The 17,459-nt window shown below is 56.5% G+C and carries 19 protein-coding genes; 15 read left to right on the top strand and 4 right to left on the bottom strand.

Annotated elements, in window-relative coordinates; translation table 11 throughout:
- The first annotated feature begins 46 nt into the window (after positions 1 to 46).
- The 12 genes from spoIIE (at position 47) to G3578_RS14925 (ending at position 12,948) form a co-directional block, all read left to right on the top strand.
- On the top strand, positions 47 to 2,521 hold the full coding sequence (gene spoIIE / locus G3578_RS14980) for a stage II sporulation protein E (protein WP_165213766.1): 2,475 nt from the start codon (positions 47 to 49) through the stop codon (positions 2,519 to 2,521).
- Between the two features lie 197 nt (positions 2,522 to 2,718).
- A complete protein-coding gene (locus G3578_RS14975; RefSeq protein WP_165213765.1) occupies positions 2,719 to 3,096 on the top strand; it encodes a YmaF family protein in 378 nt (125 codons plus the stop codon).
- Positions 3,097 to 3,181: 85 nt separating this feature from the next.
- Positions 3,182 to 3,952, top strand: a complete 771-nt coding sequence (locus tag G3578_RS14970; RefSeq protein ID WP_165213764.1) for a vWA domain-containing protein — start codon at positions 3,182 to 3,184, stop codon at positions 3,950 to 3,952.
- Positions 3,942 to 4,859: a serine/threonine protein kinase gene (locus tag G3578_RS14965; RefSeq protein WP_206529713.1), complete on the top strand. Its 918-nt coding sequence runs from the start codon at positions 3,942 to 3,944 to the stop codon at positions 4,857 to 4,859. Before G3578_RS14970 ends, G3578_RS14965 begins: the two co-directional genes overlap by 11 nt.
- A gap of 87 nt (positions 4,860 to 4,946) precedes the next feature.
- On the top strand, positions 4,947 to 5,696 hold the full coding sequence (locus G3578_RS14960; protein ID WP_165213860.1) for a threonine/serine exporter family protein: 750 nt from the start codon (positions 4,947 to 4,949) through the stop codon (positions 5,694 to 5,696).
- A gap of 5 nt (positions 5,697 to 5,701) precedes the next feature.
- The gene (locus tag G3578_RS14955; RefSeq protein ID WP_165213763.1) at positions 5,702 to 6,163 is read left to right on the top strand and encodes a threonine/serine exporter family protein; all 462 of its coding nucleotides are present in this window, start codon (positions 5,702 to 5,704) and stop codon (positions 6,161 to 6,163) included.
- Entirely contained in the window at positions 6,147 to 7,556 is a 1,410-nt protein-coding gene (gene tilS, locus G3578_RS14950; protein WP_346774018.1) for a tRNA lysidine(34) synthetase TilS, read from the top strand. Before G3578_RS14955 ends, tilS begins: the two co-directional genes overlap by 17 nt.
- 2 nt (positions 7,557 to 7,558) lie before the next feature.
- Entirely contained in the window at positions 7,559 to 8,098 is a 540-nt protein-coding gene (gene hpt / locus G3578_RS14945) for a hypoxanthine phosphoribosyltransferase (protein ID WP_165213761.1), read from the top strand.
- A 98-nt stretch (positions 8,099 to 8,196) separates the two neighbouring features.
- A complete protein-coding gene (gene ftsH / locus G3578_RS14940) occupies positions 8,197 to 10,125 on the top strand; it encodes an ATP-dependent zinc metalloprotease FtsH (protein ID WP_165213760.1) in 1,929 nt (642 codons plus the stop codon).
- 54 nt (positions 10,126 to 10,179) lie between these two features.
- Positions 10,180 to 11,016: an HAD family hydrolase gene (locus tag G3578_RS14935; RefSeq protein WP_165213759.1), complete on the top strand. Its 837-nt coding sequence runs from the start codon at positions 10,180 to 10,182 to the stop codon at positions 11,014 to 11,016.
- A 155-nt stretch (positions 11,017 to 11,171) separates the two neighbouring features.
- Complete coding sequence (nadA, locus tag G3578_RS14930; RefSeq protein WP_165213758.1) at positions 11,172 to 12,116, top strand: quinolinate synthase NadA; 945 nt, start codon at positions 11,172 to 11,174, stop codon at positions 12,114 to 12,116.
- Positions 12,117 to 12,384: 268 nt separating this feature from the next.
- Positions 12,385 to 12,948, top strand: coding sequence for a thioredoxin family protein (locus G3578_RS14925; RefSeq protein WP_165213757.1), 564 nt, complete (start codon positions 12,385 to 12,387; stop codon positions 12,946 to 12,948).
- A 22-nt stretch (positions 12,949 to 12,970) separates the two neighbouring features.
- On the opposite strand, the gene G3578_RS20950 is transcribed toward G3578_RS14925, so the two are convergent.
- The gene (locus tag G3578_RS20950; protein ID WP_165213756.1) at positions 12,971 to 13,411 is read right to left on the bottom strand and encodes a MarR family transcriptional regulator; all 441 of its coding nucleotides are present in this window, start codon (positions 13,409 to 13,411) and stop codon (positions 12,971 to 12,973) included.
- 106 nt (positions 13,412 to 13,517) lie between these two features.
- Entirely contained in the window at positions 13,518 to 14,033 is a 516-nt protein-coding gene (locus G3578_RS14915; protein ID WP_165213755.1) for a PCYCGC motif-containing (lipo)protein, read from the bottom strand.
- Between the two features lie 251 nt (positions 14,034 to 14,284).
- On the opposite strand from G3578_RS14915, the gene G3578_RS14910 reads away from it, so the two are divergent.
- The 3 genes from G3578_RS14910 to G3578_RS14900 are packed head-to-tail and all read left to right on the top strand — an operon-like array spanning position 14,285 to position 16,352.
- Positions 14,285 to 15,040, top strand: a complete 756-nt coding sequence (locus G3578_RS14910) for a metal ABC transporter ATP-binding protein (protein ID WP_165213754.1) — start codon at positions 14,285 to 14,287, stop codon at positions 15,038 to 15,040.
- A 32-nt stretch (positions 15,041 to 15,072) separates the two neighbouring features.
- On the top strand, positions 15,073 to 15,933 hold the full coding sequence (locus tag G3578_RS14905) for a metal ABC transporter permease (RefSeq protein WP_165213753.1): 861 nt from the start codon (positions 15,073 to 15,075) through the stop codon (positions 15,931 to 15,933).
- On the top strand, positions 15,933 to 16,352 hold the full coding sequence (locus G3578_RS14900) for a Fur family transcriptional regulator (RefSeq protein ID WP_165213859.1): 420 nt from the start codon (positions 15,933 to 15,935) through the stop codon (positions 16,350 to 16,352). The genes G3578_RS14905 and G3578_RS14900 overlap by 1 nt, the downstream gene beginning before the upstream one ends.
- A gap of 281 nt (positions 16,353 to 16,633) precedes the next feature.
- Here the strand turns inward: G3578_RS14900 and G3578_RS20945 are convergent, their stop codons facing one another.
- Together G3578_RS20945 and G3578_RS14895 are read right to left on the bottom strand one after the other, a co-directional pair.
- Complete coding sequence (locus G3578_RS20945; protein WP_241254641.1) at positions 16,634 to 16,738, bottom strand: putative holin-like toxin; 105 nt, start codon at positions 16,736 to 16,738, stop codon at positions 16,634 to 16,636.
- A 96-nt stretch (positions 16,739 to 16,834) separates the two neighbouring features.
- Positions 16,835 to 17,305, bottom strand: coding sequence for an NUDIX hydrolase (locus tag G3578_RS14895; RefSeq protein ID WP_165213752.1), 471 nt, complete (start codon positions 17,303 to 17,305; stop codon positions 16,835 to 16,837).
- Positions 17,306 to 17,459 lie beyond the last annotated feature (154 nt).

Below are 17,459 nucleotides of genomic sequence, written 5' to 3'. Positions count from 1 at the left end.
GCTCCGTATAATGGGAACCACACAATCTGAACGGGGTGGTGCTTGCATGATCGTGAATAAAAACGTCTCCGATGCGGGACAAGCCTGGACGCATAAATTCAATCAGCAGTGGACGCAGACCGCGGGGTCCTGGGGAGAGAGGATCGCGGAATATGGCCAGAAGTGGAAGCTGATCCCGCTGTTCATGGGGTTTTTGCTCGGACGAGCCCTCATTCTGGAGGAGCTGACCCCTTTTGTGGTACCGTATTTCATCGTGATGTACTATGTGCGGCGGGATCATTTGTGGATCGGCGCGTTTGCGTTGGGGGCGGGGGCGTTCTCCCATTCCGTTCCCAACGGGCTGGAAGCAGTGGTAAGCATGGCGGTGGCCCTGGTCGCCTGCCGCATGACGGAGCGGTTCCGCCGCAAGGATTTTTCCCGGACGCCGCTGGTGGTGTTGCTCACGGTCTTCGCGAGCCATCTGTTGTTTGATGCCCTCACCAATCAGGTCTCCACGTACGGGTTGGTGATGGTGGCGGTCGAATCCGTTCTCAGCTTCATCCTGACGCTGATCTTTGTTCAAGCGCTCTCTATCGTGCATCTTGCCAAGCCCTACGAACCGTTGAAAAACGAAGAGATCGTCTCGCTCGTCATCCTGCTGGCGTCGCTGATGACCGGAACCGTCGGATGGGTGGTCGATGGCGTCTCCATGGAGCACGTGCTGTCACGTTATCTGCTGCTGCTGTTTGCCTTCGCCGGCGGCGGAACGATCGGCGCGGCGGTCGGGGTGGTCAGCGGGTTGATCCTGAGCCTTGCCAATGTGGCCGCCCTGCAGCAGATCAACCTGCTCGCCTTCAGCGGGCTGTTGGCCGGCCTCCTGAAGGAAGGGGGGAAAGCGGGGGTTTCCGCCGGCCTGTTGATCGGCACGGCCATCCTCGCCATCTACGGCGGGGCGGAGGATACGCTCTACCTCTCCCTTGTGGAAACAGGGCTGGCCATCGTCCTGTTCATTCTGACACCGGCGATGGTCTGGAAGAAAGTGGCCAGCTTCATTCCTGGCACGACGGAGAACCTGCAATCGCATCAGGAATACATGCGCCGGATCCGCGATGTGACGGCGGGCAAAATCCGGCAATTCTCCGATCTGTTTACCCAGCTCTCCCGCAGCTTTGCCCAGACGGCGGAGCCCGCCGCCAAAGAGGAGCAGGTCGATCTGTTCCTGAGCCGGGTGACGGAGTTTACCTGCCAGAAGTGCTGGAAAAAAGAGCAGTGCTGGGAGCGGGAGACGCAGGCGACGTATCAGGCGATGCACACCATGATGGCCAAAATGTACGAGTCCGGTACCCTGGCCGGTGTGGACGTTCCCCGCGACTGGGAGCGCAAGTGCGTGAAAACGGAGAAGGTGCTGGCGGTGATGGAACAGGAGTACGAGCGTTTTCTCACCTACAGCCTCCTGAAGAAACAAGTGCAGGAAAGCCGCAAGCTGGTGGCCGACCAGCTGTCCGGCGTATCCCGCGTCATGAGCGATTTCGCCCAGGAGATCCAGCGGGAAGGGATCGAACTGAGCTTTCAGGAAAAGCAGGTAAGCCGCGCCCTGGAAGGGTTGGGGCTGTCCATCCGGCGCGTGGACATCCACAGCCTGGAAGAAGGCAAGGTGGATATTGAAATCAGCCAGCCCACCTGCTACGGCCGCGATGAATGCGCCAAGATCGTGGCGCCGCTGCTGACGGAAATCCTGGGGGAAAACATCGTGGTCAAGGAACGGCAGTGCGAAGCCTTCAAGGACGGGTACTGCAAGATGTGCCTGGCGTCGGCCAAGGCGTACGAGATCGATATCGGGGTTGCGGGAGCGGCCAAAGACGGGAAACTCCTTTCCGGGGACAGCTTCAAAACGATGGATCTGGGGAACGGCAAGATGGCGCTGGCGATCAGCGACGGCATGGGCAACGGCGAGCGCGCCTATCTGGAAAGCCAGTCAGCCCTGGATATCCTGCAGCAGCTGCTGCAATCCGGCATGGACGAGAAGCTGTCCATCAAGACCGTCAACTCGGTCCTGGCCCTCCGCTCCACCGATGAGATGTTTGCCACGGTGGATCTGGCGCTGATTGACCTGCAGACGGCCCACACGCGCTTCGTGAAGATCGGGTCTACCCCAAGCTTCATCAAACGCGGTTCGGACGTGATCACCGTCACGGCCAACAATCTGCCCGTCGGCATTTTGGATGAGATTGAAGTGGACATCGAGACGCGGACGCTGAAGCCGGGCGATCTGCTGATCATGATGTCGGACGGCATTTATGAAGCTCCGCGCCATATCGAAAACCGGCAGATGTGGATGAAAAGGCTGATCTCCGAGCTGAAATCGGACGATCCGCAGGAATTGGCCGACCGGCTGCTGGAGCGGGTGATCCACCAGCATTCGGGGCAGATCGTGGATGACATGACGGTGCTGGTCGCCCGGATCGACAGATTTGTGCCGCAGTGGTCCGCGATCCATGTGCATGGGATGGAGCGGGTGGAACGGCCCCGCATCGTAAGTTGACAGCAAGCATCCGAAACAGATCTGAAACGCCCGAATCCCCGCTTCGGGCGTTTTCTCATGGCGGATAACTCTACGCCTCCCGAACCGAACAAGGCGCATAGGTTCGAAATCTTGAAAAAAATGGTACAGATGTCTAGCTACCGTCCTTGCCCGCCTAAATAAGATGGTATCAACCCAAGGCAGAAAGGACGAAAATCATGGCTAAAATCAGGAGCTATACGTTGATTCGAGCGGCAGGAAAGCGTTGGATCAACAAGAAACGAAAAACCCGGCAGACCCATGTACACGAGTTTCTTGGCAGCACAAAGCTTGCGGAACAGGGGAGTGAGAGGCACAACCATCGGTTCGCGGGCGTAACCGGCGGAGTCATCCCCAGGGGCAACAGCCACGTACATGCCATCTTCACCAATACCGACTTCTTTGACCATCATCATGAAGTGGTCATCTTGACGGGCCCTGCCATCCCCGTCGGCAACGGCAAACATGTTCATTTCGTGAAAGGGACGACCACCCGGGATGATGGCCATGTGCATGCCTTTGAATTTTCCACGTTGATTCAAAAGCCGCTGATATAACCCCCCATACCCCAAAGCGATAGTATGTTTTCCGATCTCCCCGTCGATACTGATAGAAAAAATGGTAGACGGGGAGGTAATGTTGATGAAACAACCAACGCTGCGGCAAATTCTGTTGGTGACCGACGGCTGCTCCAATGCGGGAATCAGCCCGGTGGCTGCAGCATCGCTGGCACGGGAACAAGGCATCACCGTGAACGTGATCGGAGTCATCGACCGACATGAGATGGGAGAGCAGGGAGAGCGGGAAATCCGCGAGATCGCGGAAGCGGGAGGCGGCCTGAGCGATATTGTCTACCCCACGCAGCTGGCGCAGACGGTGCAGATGCTGACGCGCAAGGCGATGACCCGCACCATCCATCAAGTCGTCAATAAAGAGTTGAAAGATATTTTGGGAGATTCTACCCTGGAGCGTCTGGAGCCGGAAAAACGGGTACAGGTGGCCGGCATGGTGGATGAACTGGGCGAGAGAAGCAGCATGGAGGTCGTGATGCTGGTGGATACCTCCGCCAGCATGAAAACCAAGCTTCCAGCCGTCCAGCAGGCCATCCACGATTTCAGCATCAGCCTGCGCTCCCGCAGCGGGGAGAGCCGGATGGCGGTTTGTTCATTTCCAGGAAAACATCAGCACCTGGATGTCCGTATCCCGTGGACGGATCAGGTGGAGAAAGCGCATCAGTTGACCGGCTCGCTTGCCGTCAGCGGGATCACCCCGACCGGACCGGCGATCGTGGAAGCGATCGCGCTGTTCGAACACGTCTCCCTTCCTGCGCCGTTGGCCGATCGCTACCGCCGCGAATCCGGCCAAAGAGCGGAAGACGATTCGGAAGGCTACCTGGAAGACCATGTATTCTAAATCTGCGTTTCCTCCGCTGCCGAGAGAGTTCAGCGGCAGATGGAACCACAAGCGGTACAGCGTCATTCGCCCCTTGGGCCAAGGGGCGAACGGCGCTGTTTATCTGGCGACACAGGCGGGCCGGAAGCTGGCGGTGAAGATCGGGACCGACCCGCTTGATCTGCTGATGGAAGTGAATATGCTCAAAAGCGTGCAGCAGGTCCGAGACGTCAAGATCGGGCCGCTTTTGTGTGACGTGGACGATCTGCTCATCGACGGGAAGCCCTGCACGTTTTACAGCATGGAATATCTGGAGGGAGAGCGCCTCGACCGTTACGCCGGACGTGTCGGCCGCGAATGGGTGCCGGTGCTGGCGGTGCAGCTCCTGACACGGTTGGAGATCCTGCATGCGCAGGGCTGGGTGTTTGGGGATTTGAAGCCGGAAAATGTGATCGTCACCCACGGCGACAAACAGGTCCGTCTCGTTGACTTCGGCGGCGTTACCAAAAAGGGTAACGCCGTGCGCCAATTTACCGAAGAGTACGACCGGGGCGGCTGGCAGGCGGGGGATCGGCGAGCGGAAGCCTCGTACGATCTCTTTTCTCTCGCTGTGATCACCATACGGTTGATGACTCCGGACGAACAATGGAAAAAATTCACCCGGGAAGGCCGGACGGTTGCGCGGCTCTGTGATATAATACGGGAAAACGACGGCCTGTATCCCTATCGGATGCCGCTGTTGAAAGCGCTGCAGGGCATATACAAGGATGCTGCGGCCATGAAGCGGGATATGGTAACGGCCATCCGGCTGCGTTCCTCTTCCGGACGGAAAAAGGAGCGGGGCTCTGCCGCCGGTATGGTTCTAGGCGGCTTGTTTGTTGCTTCTTTGTTGACGCTGGCCGGCACGCTGTATTGCTTCTGGTTCTGATACGGGGCCCGGCCCGATGTTGTGAGGGAACCGTCCGGCGCGGCGTCAGTCCGGGCCGGACGGTTGGTGTAAGGGGTGTGAATGGGTTTGTCCGGAGATCTGGTGATGGATACCTGCCTGTTGGCAGGCGAAATCATATTGAAAAACGGCGGCGAGACATACCGGGCGGAAGAAACCATGGCGCTGATCGCCCGCGCCGCCGGTATGGACAATGTGAACAGCTTCGTCACACCGACGTGCCTCATCATGTCGTACCGCTGCATGGACAAGGATTACACACGGATGATCCGCACGCCAAGCAGGACGATTGATCTGCATAAAGTCACGCTGGTAAACGACGTGTCACGCAAGTTTGTCTCGGGCAAGATGACGCTTGCCCAAGCTTACCGGAAGCTGCAGGAAATCGATCGGAAGAAGCCGATTTATCCGTGGTGGCTGCAAAATCTGGCTGCCGGCATCGCGAGCGGCGCCTTTATCGTGCTGATCGGCGCCACCTGGTTCGATATCCTGCCGACCGTTTTCGCGGGAATCATCGTCAATGTGAGTGTCTATTATCTGGAAGCCTATCTTCGGGTGAAGATCTTTACCGAGTTTCTGGCCGCCTTTCTTGGGGGAATGGTGGTCTTTCTGCTGTACCGGTTGTTCCCCCATCTGCATCTGGATTTGATGATCATCGGCACGATGCTGCCGCTCTTCCCCGGGATCGCCGTCACCAACTCGCTGCGGGACCTGATGGCAGGCGACCTGATGGCGGGCGTGTCCCGGGGAGTGGAGGCGGTGCTCACCGCCTTGTCGGTTGCGGCCGCCACCGCAATCATCCTGTCGATGGCGAGGTGACTCTCATGAGCTGGTGGCTGGGACTGCTGTTAAGTTTTCTTTCAACTCTGGCGTATTGTACGCTGTTTAATGTTCCGGTGCGTGCGCTGCTGGCGGGCGGTCTGACCGGCGCCATCGGATGGCTGGTCTACAATGCGATCTCCCCCTACGGGATGAATGCGACCATCGCCACCTTCCTGGCAGCCACAACCGTATCGCTGTGCAGCCAGTTTCTCTCCATCTATCTGCGCGTTCCTTCGACCAACTTCAGTGTCGCAGGGATTATTCCGCTTGTGCCCGGATCGGTGGCGTACCGTTCCATGCTCGCGTTTGTGGAAGGCAACTACCTCAACGGCATTACGCTGGCGACGCAGACCTGCCTGTTGGCCGGGGCGATCGCCGCGGGACTGATGCTGGGCATCTCCATTTTTAGCGTGTGGAAAGGACTCGTGGCAAGAAATGCTGGCAAGCGTGCAAAAACAAATTGAGCAGGAGGCGCTGCTGCTCCCCGGCGAGACGATTCTCGTGGGGGTTTCGGGCGGCACGGACTCCACGGCCCTCCTGCATATCTTATGCGCCCTTAATCAACACTATCAGTACGGCTGGAAGCTGCACGCCCTTCATCTCAACCATGGATTCCGCGGGCGGGAAGCCCGGGAGGACGCCGATTACGTACGCTCCCTGTGCGCGGAATGGGGCGTGGTCTGCCATCTGTTTGAACGCGATGTTTCCTTATATATGAAAGAAAAGGGCCTGGGTGCCCAGGAAGCCAGCCGCGAGATCCGCTATGCCCTGTATCGGGAAGTGGCGGAGGAGATCGGAGCCAGCAAGGTGGCGCTGGCGCATCATGCCGACGATCAGGTGGAGACGGTGCTTTTTCGCCTGCTGCGCGGGACCGGCCTTCACGGGATGGCCGGCATGCCGAAGCGCCGCTGGCTGGTGGAGAACCGCGTCGAGGTGGTGCGCCCGTTCCTGTCGATTTTTCGGCGGGAGATCGAGGCGTACTGTCGGACAGCGGGTCTGACACCCCGCGAGGATTCAAGCAATGCGTCCCGCAAGTACCGGCGCAACCGGCTGCGCCTGGATGTGCTGCCGCATCTTGAATCCATCAATCCGCGCTACCGGGAGCACATTTTGCAGTTTACCCAATTCGCGCAAACGGACGAGAAATATTTGGCCGAGGCAAGCAAAACCGCGCTCGGGCAGGTTATCCTGCAGCGGGAAATGAATAAAATAAGTATCGCGGCCAACAAGTTTCAATCTTGTGACCTTGCTTTACAAAGGAGAATGATTCCTCTAATATTAAGTTATCTGTCAAGCGGTACAGAATGGTCTTCGCAGCACGTGGAGGCCATTTTGGACATGATCAATGGAGATCACCCGTCGGCGGAGCTCCATCTTCCGGATGGAATCACCGTTTCGCGGGTTTATAATCGGATACGCTTTTCCCGCGGTCAATCGGCAGAAACGACCGCACCATACTGGTACGATCTGGTCATTCCCGGCACCACCCCGATTCGGGAGGTCGGAGGGGCGATCCACGCGACCGTGCTGACGTCCCCGCCGGACATGAGCCGGCTGTCCGTTCATGCCGCCGTGTTTGACATGGATCGTCTGGCAGGCAAGCTGGCGGTTCGCAATAGAAGGCCGGGGGATCGTCTGACCTTGTTTGGGGCGGCCGGCAGCAAGAAGGTAAAGGATCTGTTGATCGATGCCAAGATTCCGAGAACGGTTCGGGATCGTTTGCCGCTCCTGGTGGCTGACAACGAGATTATCTGGGTTCCTGGTGTGCGAAGAGCGGCCCACGCGGCGGTGAACGAGCGCACGACCCGTTTTTTGTATGTGGTGGCAGAGTACGGAGAAGATTGGCAGGAGGTTTAGGAATGAACAACGACATCAAGGAGATTTTACTGACAGAGGATGAAATCGCCCAAAAGGTAAAGGAGCTGGGCGCCATCCTGAGCAAGGAATACAGCGGCAAAAACCCGCTCGTCATCTGTGTGCTGAAGGGCGCCGTTCTTTTTATGGCAGATCTGATCCGGAACCTGACGATCCCCTGCGAGATGGATTTCATGGCCGTTTCCAGCTACGGCTCGGGTACCGAGTCGTCCGGCATGGTGAAAATCCTGAAGGATCTGGACACCTCCGTGCAGAATCGGCATGTGCTGGTCGTGGAGGATATCATGGACAGCGGGCTGACGCTGAGCCGCCTGGTGGAACTGCTGCGCCATCGGGAAGCGGCTTCGGTGAAAGTGGTAACGCTGTTGAACAAGCCGGAGCGGCGCAAGGTGAACATCACGCCGGATTTCAGCGGTTTTACCATCCCTGATGAATTTGTGGTCGGCTATGGATTGGATTATGATGAGAAGTATCGCAACCTTCCGTATATCGGCGTGTTGAAGCCGGAGGTGTACACGAAGTAAGGCTTCTTGTCGAGATCGCTCGAACGGGTTCGGTTGAGGAGACAATAGGCGAAATGATACAATGTGAAAAGTGTCTTTTTCGCGAGAGGAGGTAAGAAATGAATCGCTTTTTCCGCAATACCGGGTTCTATCTGCTTATCTTTCTCGTCACGGTAGGGATTGTTAACTTCGTCCTCTCCGGGACTGATAAAGTAACGCAGCTCTCTTATCAAGAGTTTCGTGAACAGTTGTTGAGCGACAATATAGCGGAAATCATGCTTCGTCCCGACGGGGGTACATACCATGTGGAAGGGAAGTTGGCCAGGGTAGCGCCGGGTCAGCAGGACTCGTTTACCACCAACGTCCCGCTGTACAGTCCTGACATCATCGCGATGCTTGACCAAAAGATTGATCAGAAAAAGGTGCGGGTGGTCACCTACAAGCCGCAGGAAGGCAACAACATCTGGCTGACCTTCATCACCTCGATCATTCCTTTTGTCATCATCTTTATCCTCTTCTTCTTCCTGCTGAATCAGGCGCAGGGCGGCGGCAGCCGGGTCATGAACTTCGGCAAGAGCCGTGCAAAGCTGTACAACGATGAGAAAAAACGCGTCACCTTTGACGATGTGGCGGGTGCGGATGAAGAGAAGGCCGAACTGGTCGAAGTGGTGGAGTTTCTCAAGGATCCGCGCAAGTTTGCGGCTGTCGGCGCGCGTATTCCGAAAGGGGTGCTGCTTGTCGGTCCCCCGGGTACCGGTAAAACGCTCCTGGCCCGTGCGGTGGCGGGAGAAGCGGGCGTGCCGTTCTTCAGCATTTCCGGTTCCGATTTCGTGGAAATGTTCGTCGGCGTGGGGGCTTCCCGCGTGCGCGACCTGTTTGAAAACGCCAAGAAAAATGCGCCCTGCATCATCTTTATCGACGAGATTGACGCCGTCGGCCGCCAGCGCGGCGCCGGTTTGGGCGGCGGCCATGACGAGCGCGAGCAGACGCTGAACCAGCTGCTCGTGGAGATGGACGGCTTCGGTGCCAATGAGGGCATTATCATTATCGCGGCCACCAACCGTCCGGACATTCTGGACCCGGCGCTGTTGCGTCCAGGCCGTTTTGACCGCCAGATCACCGTGGATCGCCCGGATGTGAAGGGACGGGAAGCGGTGCTGAAAGTGCATGCGCGCAACAAGCCGCTCGGCGACGATGTGAAGCTTGATGTGATTGCCCGCGGCACCTCCGGCTTTACGGGGGCCGATCTGGAGAACCTGCTGAACGAAGCGGCGCTCCTGACAGCCCGCCGCAACAAGAAGCAGATCAGCATGGCGGAGGTAGACGAAGCGATCGACCGCGTCATCGCCGGCCCCGCCAAGAAATCCCGCGTCATCAGCGAGGATGAAAAACGTCTTGTGGCGTACCATGAAGCCGGTCATACCATCGTCGGCTACCATTTGAAAAATGCGGACATGGTGCATAAGGTCACGATCATTCCGCGCGGTCAGGCAGGCGGTTACACCGTGATGCTGCCGAAAGAGGATCGTTACTTCGCCACCAAGACCGATTTGTTGGACAAAATCACCGGGCTATTGGGCGGCCGTGTCGCCGAAGAGCTGGTGTTGGGCGACATCAGCGTAGGCGCATACGACGATTTCCGCCGGGCGACAGCCATCGCCCGCAGCATGATTACCGAATACGGGATGAGCCGTCTCGGCCCGATGCAGTTCGGCCGTTCCCAGGGGCAGGTTTTCCTGGGGCGCGACATCGGTCACGAGCGCAACTACTCCGAACAGATCGCCTATGAGATCGACCAGGAGATGCAGCGCATCATCAACGAGTGCTATGAACGATGCAAGGAACTGCTGACCAAGCACCGCGACCAGCTCGATTTGGTCGCGCAGTACCTGCTGAAGATGGAAACGCTCGATGCCGAACAGATCAAGCAGCTGATCGAAACAGGCAGGCTGGACAACGGTCCGGATGCGGGCAATGATGTGGTGGTTCACATCCAGCCGAAAGCGGACAAGGAAGAAAACGAAGCAGATGTCGATAAACAGGAATAGGAGCGCCGCGGGTGCTCCTATTTTCTTACCCATATATGACAGGAGGCAAGAATAATGGGATGGTCGGACGTACGGTTGGTGGCTTTTGATATGGATGGCACCCTGCTCAACGAAGCGTCGCAGATGACGGAAGAGACACAGGAAGCGTGCCGATTGCTGCAGGCAACGGGGCGGAAACTGATCCTTTCCACGGGACGGACGTACGTTTCCGCACGCCTGCCGGTGCACGAGTTTCCGTTTGACGGTTATGTATGCAGCAATGGAGCGGCCATCTATGAAAAGGACGGCACGCTGGTTCACAGCACGATCCTCCCCGCCGGGATGGTGACGGAGGCGATCCGGAAAATCCGGGAGCTGCCCATCTATTATGAGATACACGACACCGACAGCAACCGCTGGATGGCAGACGAAGACCGGCAGCGCATTGATGTGGAGAATCTGTCGGAATTGCGGCGGTTCACGTTTTACAAGCTGTCCCGGGTTGCTCCGCTGGAGGAACTGATCGCGAGGCTGTCGTCCGGTGAGATCAACGCGGTGAAAATCTTTATCTGGAGCCGCCAGGCCGAGCAACTGCAATGGGTACGCGAACAGCTGGCTCCCTACAGCAATGCGGCGGCGCTCACGTCGTCCGGCGATACCAATGTGGAAGTGATGCCGAAAGATGTATCCAAATGGACGGGATTGCAATATTTTTTGGCACAGTGGAAGCTGACGCCCGAACAGGTTCTGGCGTTTGGCGACGCGGACAACGATCTGGACATTTTGTCAAACGTGGGTCATCCGGTGGCGATGGAAAACGCTACTCCGGCCCTCAAGCGCATTGCCCGCCATGTGGCTGGGCATCATGACAAGGACGGCGTGGCTTCCTTTATCCGGGCGCATCTGTTGTAGGGCGGATGGACCGTGGATAATTCATGCAGTTCGGCCAATGAGTGTTGATTGACAACGTATGACAATGAGATTACAATAACCGTACTAAAATGGATGGTGCATGAGAATTTTTTCACATACTCTCTTGAGAACGCCATCATGTAGGGGGATCGAGAATGGAAGCCTTGGCACTCGAGAAAAAGGCTCAGCGCAATGCGGAACTGCGTGAACGGTTGATGCAGTTGAAAAAAGAAAAAAACGCGATACTGCTCGCTCACTATTATCAACGTCCCGAGATTCAGGAGGTGGCCGACTTTATCGGCGATTCGTTCGGGTTGGCGCAAAAAGCCAAAACGACGGATGCGGATGTGATCCTGTTTTGCGGCGTCCATTTTATGGGAGAAAGTGCAAAAATTCTCAATCCTGATAAAAAAGTGATCATCCCGGATGAACGGGCCGGCTGTCCGATGGCCGACATGGTGAACGTCAGCGGGCTGCGCAAGTTGAAGGCGCAGCACCCCAATGCCAAGGTGGTGGCATATATCAACACCTCGGCGGAAGTGAAGGCGGAGACCTACATCTGCTGTACTTCCTCCAACGCAAGGCGGGTGATCGAGTCCATCGACAGCGATGAGATCATCTGGGTGCCGGATAAGAATCTGGGCCACTATGTGTCGCAGTTTACCGACAAGAAAATGATCATTTGGGAGGGCTACTGTAATACGCACGATCAATTGTCCGTGGAAGACATCATGACGATGAAGCGGGAGCATCCCAACGCCCAGGTGGTCGTCCATCCGGAATGCCGTCCGGAAGTGGTGGCGCTCGCCGATTATGTCGGCTCCACGACCGGGATTCTGAAATACTGCCGCGAATCGTCCCACAAGGAATTCATCATCGGGACGGAAGACGGCACGCGCTACATGTTGGAGAAGGAAAGCCCGGACAAAGCGTTCTACTTCGCGTCCAAATACCTGGTGTGCCCCAACATGAAGGTGAACAATCTGAAGAAATGCGTGGAGGCCCTGGAAAACATGAAGCCGGAGATCTACGTGCCGGAGCATGTGGCCGAGGCTGCGCGCGCGTCGCTGGAGCGCATGCTGGAAGTAGCGCCTGCTTGATCGAGATAAAGCATAAAACGAAGTAAGAAAGGTTGGGGACCCCGTCGACACCAGCAAGGGACCCACTCGGCGCAGCGTTAGCTATCGCCGAGTGGGTGAAGCATACGCTCAAGTCGGCGGGGTTTTCTTAATTGACTGCGCGCCGGATCATTTGAGTGCCGCTGGGAGCGAGCGCGGCTCTTTTGCGCTCATGTTGATAAATGGAGAAATATGGTATTTACTAAATATATGCATGTGCATGCAATTATTGAGACAGGGGTGAAGGATCATGGCTCTTGTGGAGTCCTACATGCTGCCATTGGGCACGCCAGCTCCGGGCTTTACGCTTCCGGATACGGTATCCGGGAAGCAGGTTTCGTTGGAGGATGTGAAATCCGATGTGGCGACCGTCATCATGTTTATCAGCAACCACTGCCCGTTTGTCAAGCATGTCCGTTCCCAACTGGTGCAGCTGGCCAACGATTATCTGCCAAAAGGGGTTTCGTTTGCTGCGATCTGCTCGAACGATGCCGAGCAGTATCCGGATGACGCTCCCGAGATGATGAAGAAGGAAGCGGAAGCACATGGGTTTCCGTTCCCCTACCTGTATGACGAGACGCAGGACGTGGCAAGAGCGTATCAAGCGGCATGCACGCCCGATTTTTATGTATTCGACGGACAGCTGAAACTGGCTTATCGCGGACAGCTGGATGATTCACGGCCGAGCAATGGTCTCCCCGTAACCGGCAAGGATCTCCGTGAGGCCCTGGATGCATTGCTTGCCGGTCAACCGGTCAACCCTGCGCAAAAACCAAGCATCGGCTGCAACATTAAATGGAAACCAACCGCCTGAGAATGGAGAAGAGCGTCCCGCTTCATTGGGGCGCTCTTACCGCTTTGCTTACGATACGCAGCTCTTTTTGGATATCTGGATGCGCAAACAAGGCAGCGATGGTCTCCCGATAAGTAGGCAGGGCTTCTTTCAGCCGGCGGAGCCCCTGTTCCGTCAGCTGGGTAAAGACACAGCGGCGATCCGTTTCGCGGATGGATCGCTCAATACAGCCGCCGTGCTCCCCTTCCAGGCGGGAAACCAGCCTCGACATGACGCTTTGGCTCAATCCGACTGTATCCGCCAACTGCTGGATGCCCATGCCGTTGTCGGGGGTTTCCGACAAGACGAGCAGGACGGTGAATTCGTTGACGGACAGATGATGGTTTGCCTGAAGGGCGTTCTCCAGCTCGCTCATGATACGCAGGTGGGCACGGGACAACGCCTGCCAACTGCTGGTAAGCTCCAGATCATTTTCATTCTTCACGCCATTTTCACCCGTTCTATCCTACGTAAACCTCTGCCTTCCCTGATGATCCCGGAAGGTTTTCTCTCCCCATTCTAAAGGCTGCCCGGCTTGTCACGCCAGTCCCTTACTGCGGCATGGGGGTTGGCGTCGGAGGGGCGTACCCTTCTTTGAACGCTTCGTCGATAAAGGCGCGAATCTCCTTGATCGACTTGCCTTCCTGCTTCATTTGGGCCGACACAACGGCGATCTGCATGCAGGTGCCGCAGCGGGTGCCGTGATCGTCCCATACGACGGAGCCGTCAGCGTGTTCTTCCTTGATGAAGCAGTTGTAGTTGCTTTTGTGGTCGGCGCTGTCGGCACAACCGCAATAGCACGGAATCCATTTCAGCACTTCGCGGTTTTCGGCGGCTATTTTGTACGCTTCCTTGATTTGCGGGTCAAGGTTGTCAAGGAACGTGGGCATCTGCGAGATGGAAGCGGTCAGTTCCTGGATGTCTGCGCCATTGGGTGCCAGCGTTTGATGGCTGGTATGATCATGTTGGGCATGTTGGCCGGTTGGCGGTTCGGCCTGATTCGAAGAGCAGCCGGCCAACAAGGAAGCCATCAGCAGGCCTGCAATCACTGCCTTGCCACGTTTCATGGCAAATCCCCCCTTCACGCACGTCTAAGCCATTATATCATAATCGCGCGCGGCTGTATGTGACAATCGGTATGAAAATCGTAATTAATCCTATTTACATGCAGACGATGACCCGTTACAATGATGAAGGATCGCAATGATCAGGGCACGATGCTGCCAACAGCGCGCTTATCTTGTGTTCGGCCCGGAATCGTAGTAGGATGGATGTAGACAAAATCAGAATCGATCCGATTTGAAGGAAGTTGGTAACGATGGAAGAGGTCGTGCGTATTGAATCGCTCTCTTTTCAATATGAAGACGGCAAAAAAGTGCTGGACCATCTCGACTTTTCCCTCCTGAAAGGGGATTTCGTCGGGATCGTCGGCCCCAACGGTTCGGGGAAATCCACGCTGATGAAGCTGATCCTGGGGCTGCTCCCTCCCGTGGAAGGGAGTATTTCGCTGTTCGGGGTCCCGATCCAGAAGTTCCGCGACTGGACGAAGATCGGTTATGTGGCCCAGCAGGCGGCACACGGCACGGGCGGCTTTCCGGCTACGGTCAAGGAGGTGATCGCCTCCGGTCTGGTCAGCAAGGTGGGGCTGTTCCGCCGGTTGAAGGCCGCGCACTATGCCAAGGTGGAAGAGGTGGCCGAACGGGTCGGGCTGGCGGAGAAGCTGCATGACCGCATCGGGAATCTGTCGGGCGGACAGCTGCAGCGTGTCTTTATCGCCAGGGCCCTGGTGGCGGAACCGGAGCTGTTGATCCTGGATGAGCCGACCGTTGGGGTGGACCAGGAGTCGATCGGGCAGTTTTACGGGCTGCTGCGCTCGCTAAAAGAGGAAAGCCAGATGACCATGATGATTGTCTCCCACGATGTGGGCGTGATGACGCAGTGGGTGACGAAGGTGGCCTGCCTGCAGCGCGGCCTGCATTTTCACGGGACGGCGGACGAATTCGCCCACAACCAGGAAAACATCCTGCGGTCCATGTACGGCGATGCCATACGCGTGCTGGCCCATCACCATTAACCATCACGTTCGGGAGAAAGAAGGAGTTCGAGATGCTTGCGGATTGGTGGCAGTATGATTTTCTCCGCTATACCTTGTTTTCCGGGATATTGATCGGCTTGATCTGTCCCGTGCTCGGGACGTTTTTGATCGTGCGGAGATTGTCGATGATGGCAGACGGGCTGTCCCACGTCACCCTCTCGGGGGTAGCGGCGGGGATGCTGCTGTCCAAAAAAATTGCCTTTTTTCAAGCGGTGAATCCGCTGTTTTTCGGCATGCTGTTTTCGGTGGTCGGCTCCCTTTTTATCGAGCGGCTGCGGAAGGTGTACAAGGCGTATCAGGATCTGGCGATACCGATCATCCTTTCCGCCGGCTTGGGCTTGTTCACCGTCATGGTCAGTATGGCCAACGGGTTCAATACGGACCTGTACTCGTACCTGTTTGGAAAAATTGTGACCGTGACCAGGGAGGATCTCTATGCTCTGCTCGGCGTGGGAGCGGTCGTGATCGGGACGGTGCTTTTGCTGTACAAGGAGCTGTTTGCCATCTCGTTTGACGAGGAGTACGCGCGGGTGTCGGGCGTGGCCCGCCGGTCGATCAACCTGTGGTTCATGGTGCTGGTGGCCCTGACCATTGCCGCGTCGATGCGGATCGTCGGAGTGCTCCTGATCTCTGCGCTGATCACGATCCCGGTGGCGGCCAGCCTGCAGGTGGCGGGCAGCTTCCGGCAGGCGATGTGGCTGGCCATCCTGTTTGCGGAAGCGTCCGTGCTGAGCGGGTTGTACCTGGCGTATCTGCTGGACTGGGCATCCGGCGGCACCATTGTGCTGATGGCCGTGCTGCTGCTGGTGATTGTGCTGGGGGGCAAGCGGTTGAGAGCGCGATTCCTGCAGGGAAGGGGGGAGAGCCGATGATGACGGTGGAAGAAGCGCTGCAGATCCTGAAGGAGAAAGGCTACAAATATACGGGCAAACGGGAGGAGATTATCCGCATCTGCGCGGAAGAGAAGCGGTATTTGACGGCCAAGGAAATCATGGAGCGGATCAAGGAGCTTTACCCCGGCCTCAGCTTTGACACGGTGTACCGGAATATCTCCACCTTCGTGGAATTGGGGATTCTGGAGCAGACCGAGCTGGACGGGGAGGGGCGTTTCCGTCTGGCCTGCTCAACCGACGGGCATCATCACCACCATCTGATCTGCACCGAATGCGGCCGGACCTCATCCCTGTCCGCCTGTCCGATGAGCCTGCTGTCCGCCCTGCCCGAAGACTTTCAGGTGACCGGGCACAAGTTCGAAGTATACGGGACGTGCAAGGAATGCATGTCGAGCTGATGATGGGAAGACTCGGATGGTTGGGTTCACACTTTCCCGTAGCTGTAAGCCGCGTTTTTTCCCAAAGTTGTTTACGTGTGTTTAGGTAAGTGCTATCATGAGGATAGAAAAATTATCGTAAAACCGTTAATTTCAAGCAATTACGGGCAAAATAAAAAAGAACCCGTCAGAGTGAGCCAACACTCTAACGGGGCAGTACAATAGTGTTCCCTCAAGCAGGGACGACTCAAGCGCAAAAGTCGATCGAAGTGACCGCCTGGCCTGCCAAGCTCAAGGGCGGTCTACTTCTTTTTCTGGGCTGACAGCGCGGTGAACACTACGATCAGGATTGTTGCAACGAGCATGCAGAATCCAATCATGAGGTTAAGTGCTTCGTAAACTGTCATGGCTCTCACCTCCTCGTGTTGTGACGTGGGGGCTTGAGCCGGAGACCATTCTGTTTACCGCTTTACCTCCCCAATCCATACTCTCTCTGCAACCTGCTACTTAATCACTGATGTTGGTACGCCTTCTGCCCAATCCAAGATAAAGGCAGCCTGATTGGAATTAAGCGGGGAGGGCAGTTCATCTTTATTGAAAAATCGGTGTTTCAAACTTTCCGCACCCTCTTGTTTTAATTCGCCCGTATACTGCTTCACGCGGAAAATGACTTGAACGCTAAAAACTTTGTCTCCGTTTGGATATTCCTTGAAACAGCTCGGACCGGAATATATGCCGAACAATTCTGGATGATGGATAACCAAATTTGTTTCTTCCTCTACCTCTCGGCTCACCGTATCCAGAAAGGTCTCGCCGATTTCCATCACGCCTCCGGGAATACACCAGTTGTTCTGATCTTTTCTCCTCTGCAAAAGGATTCTACCCTGCTCATCCTCAATGATTGCTCCGCAACCTACCGTCACAAGCGTTTCTTTTCCCACCAGTTTTCTCATTGTCCGGATATAATCGTTCACAACAATCCCTCCGTTCCAGAGATCAATTTCCACAAATTGTAAAAACATCCCTTCCGTTCGCCAAAGCGTCCGCCGACACCCGGTGGGTTTTCGCATGGGCGGCGGATTTGCTATAATGGGCTCGAACTTACACCTACGGAAAAGAGAGAAGGGA

It is taken from the genome of Brevibacillus sp. SYP-B805 (genome assembly GCF_011059135.1).
Taxonomy (GTDB): domain Bacteria; phylum Bacillota; class Bacilli; order Brevibacillales; family Brevibacillaceae; genus Brevibacillus_F.
This window is presented reverse-complemented; position numbering and strand designations above follow the sequence as displayed.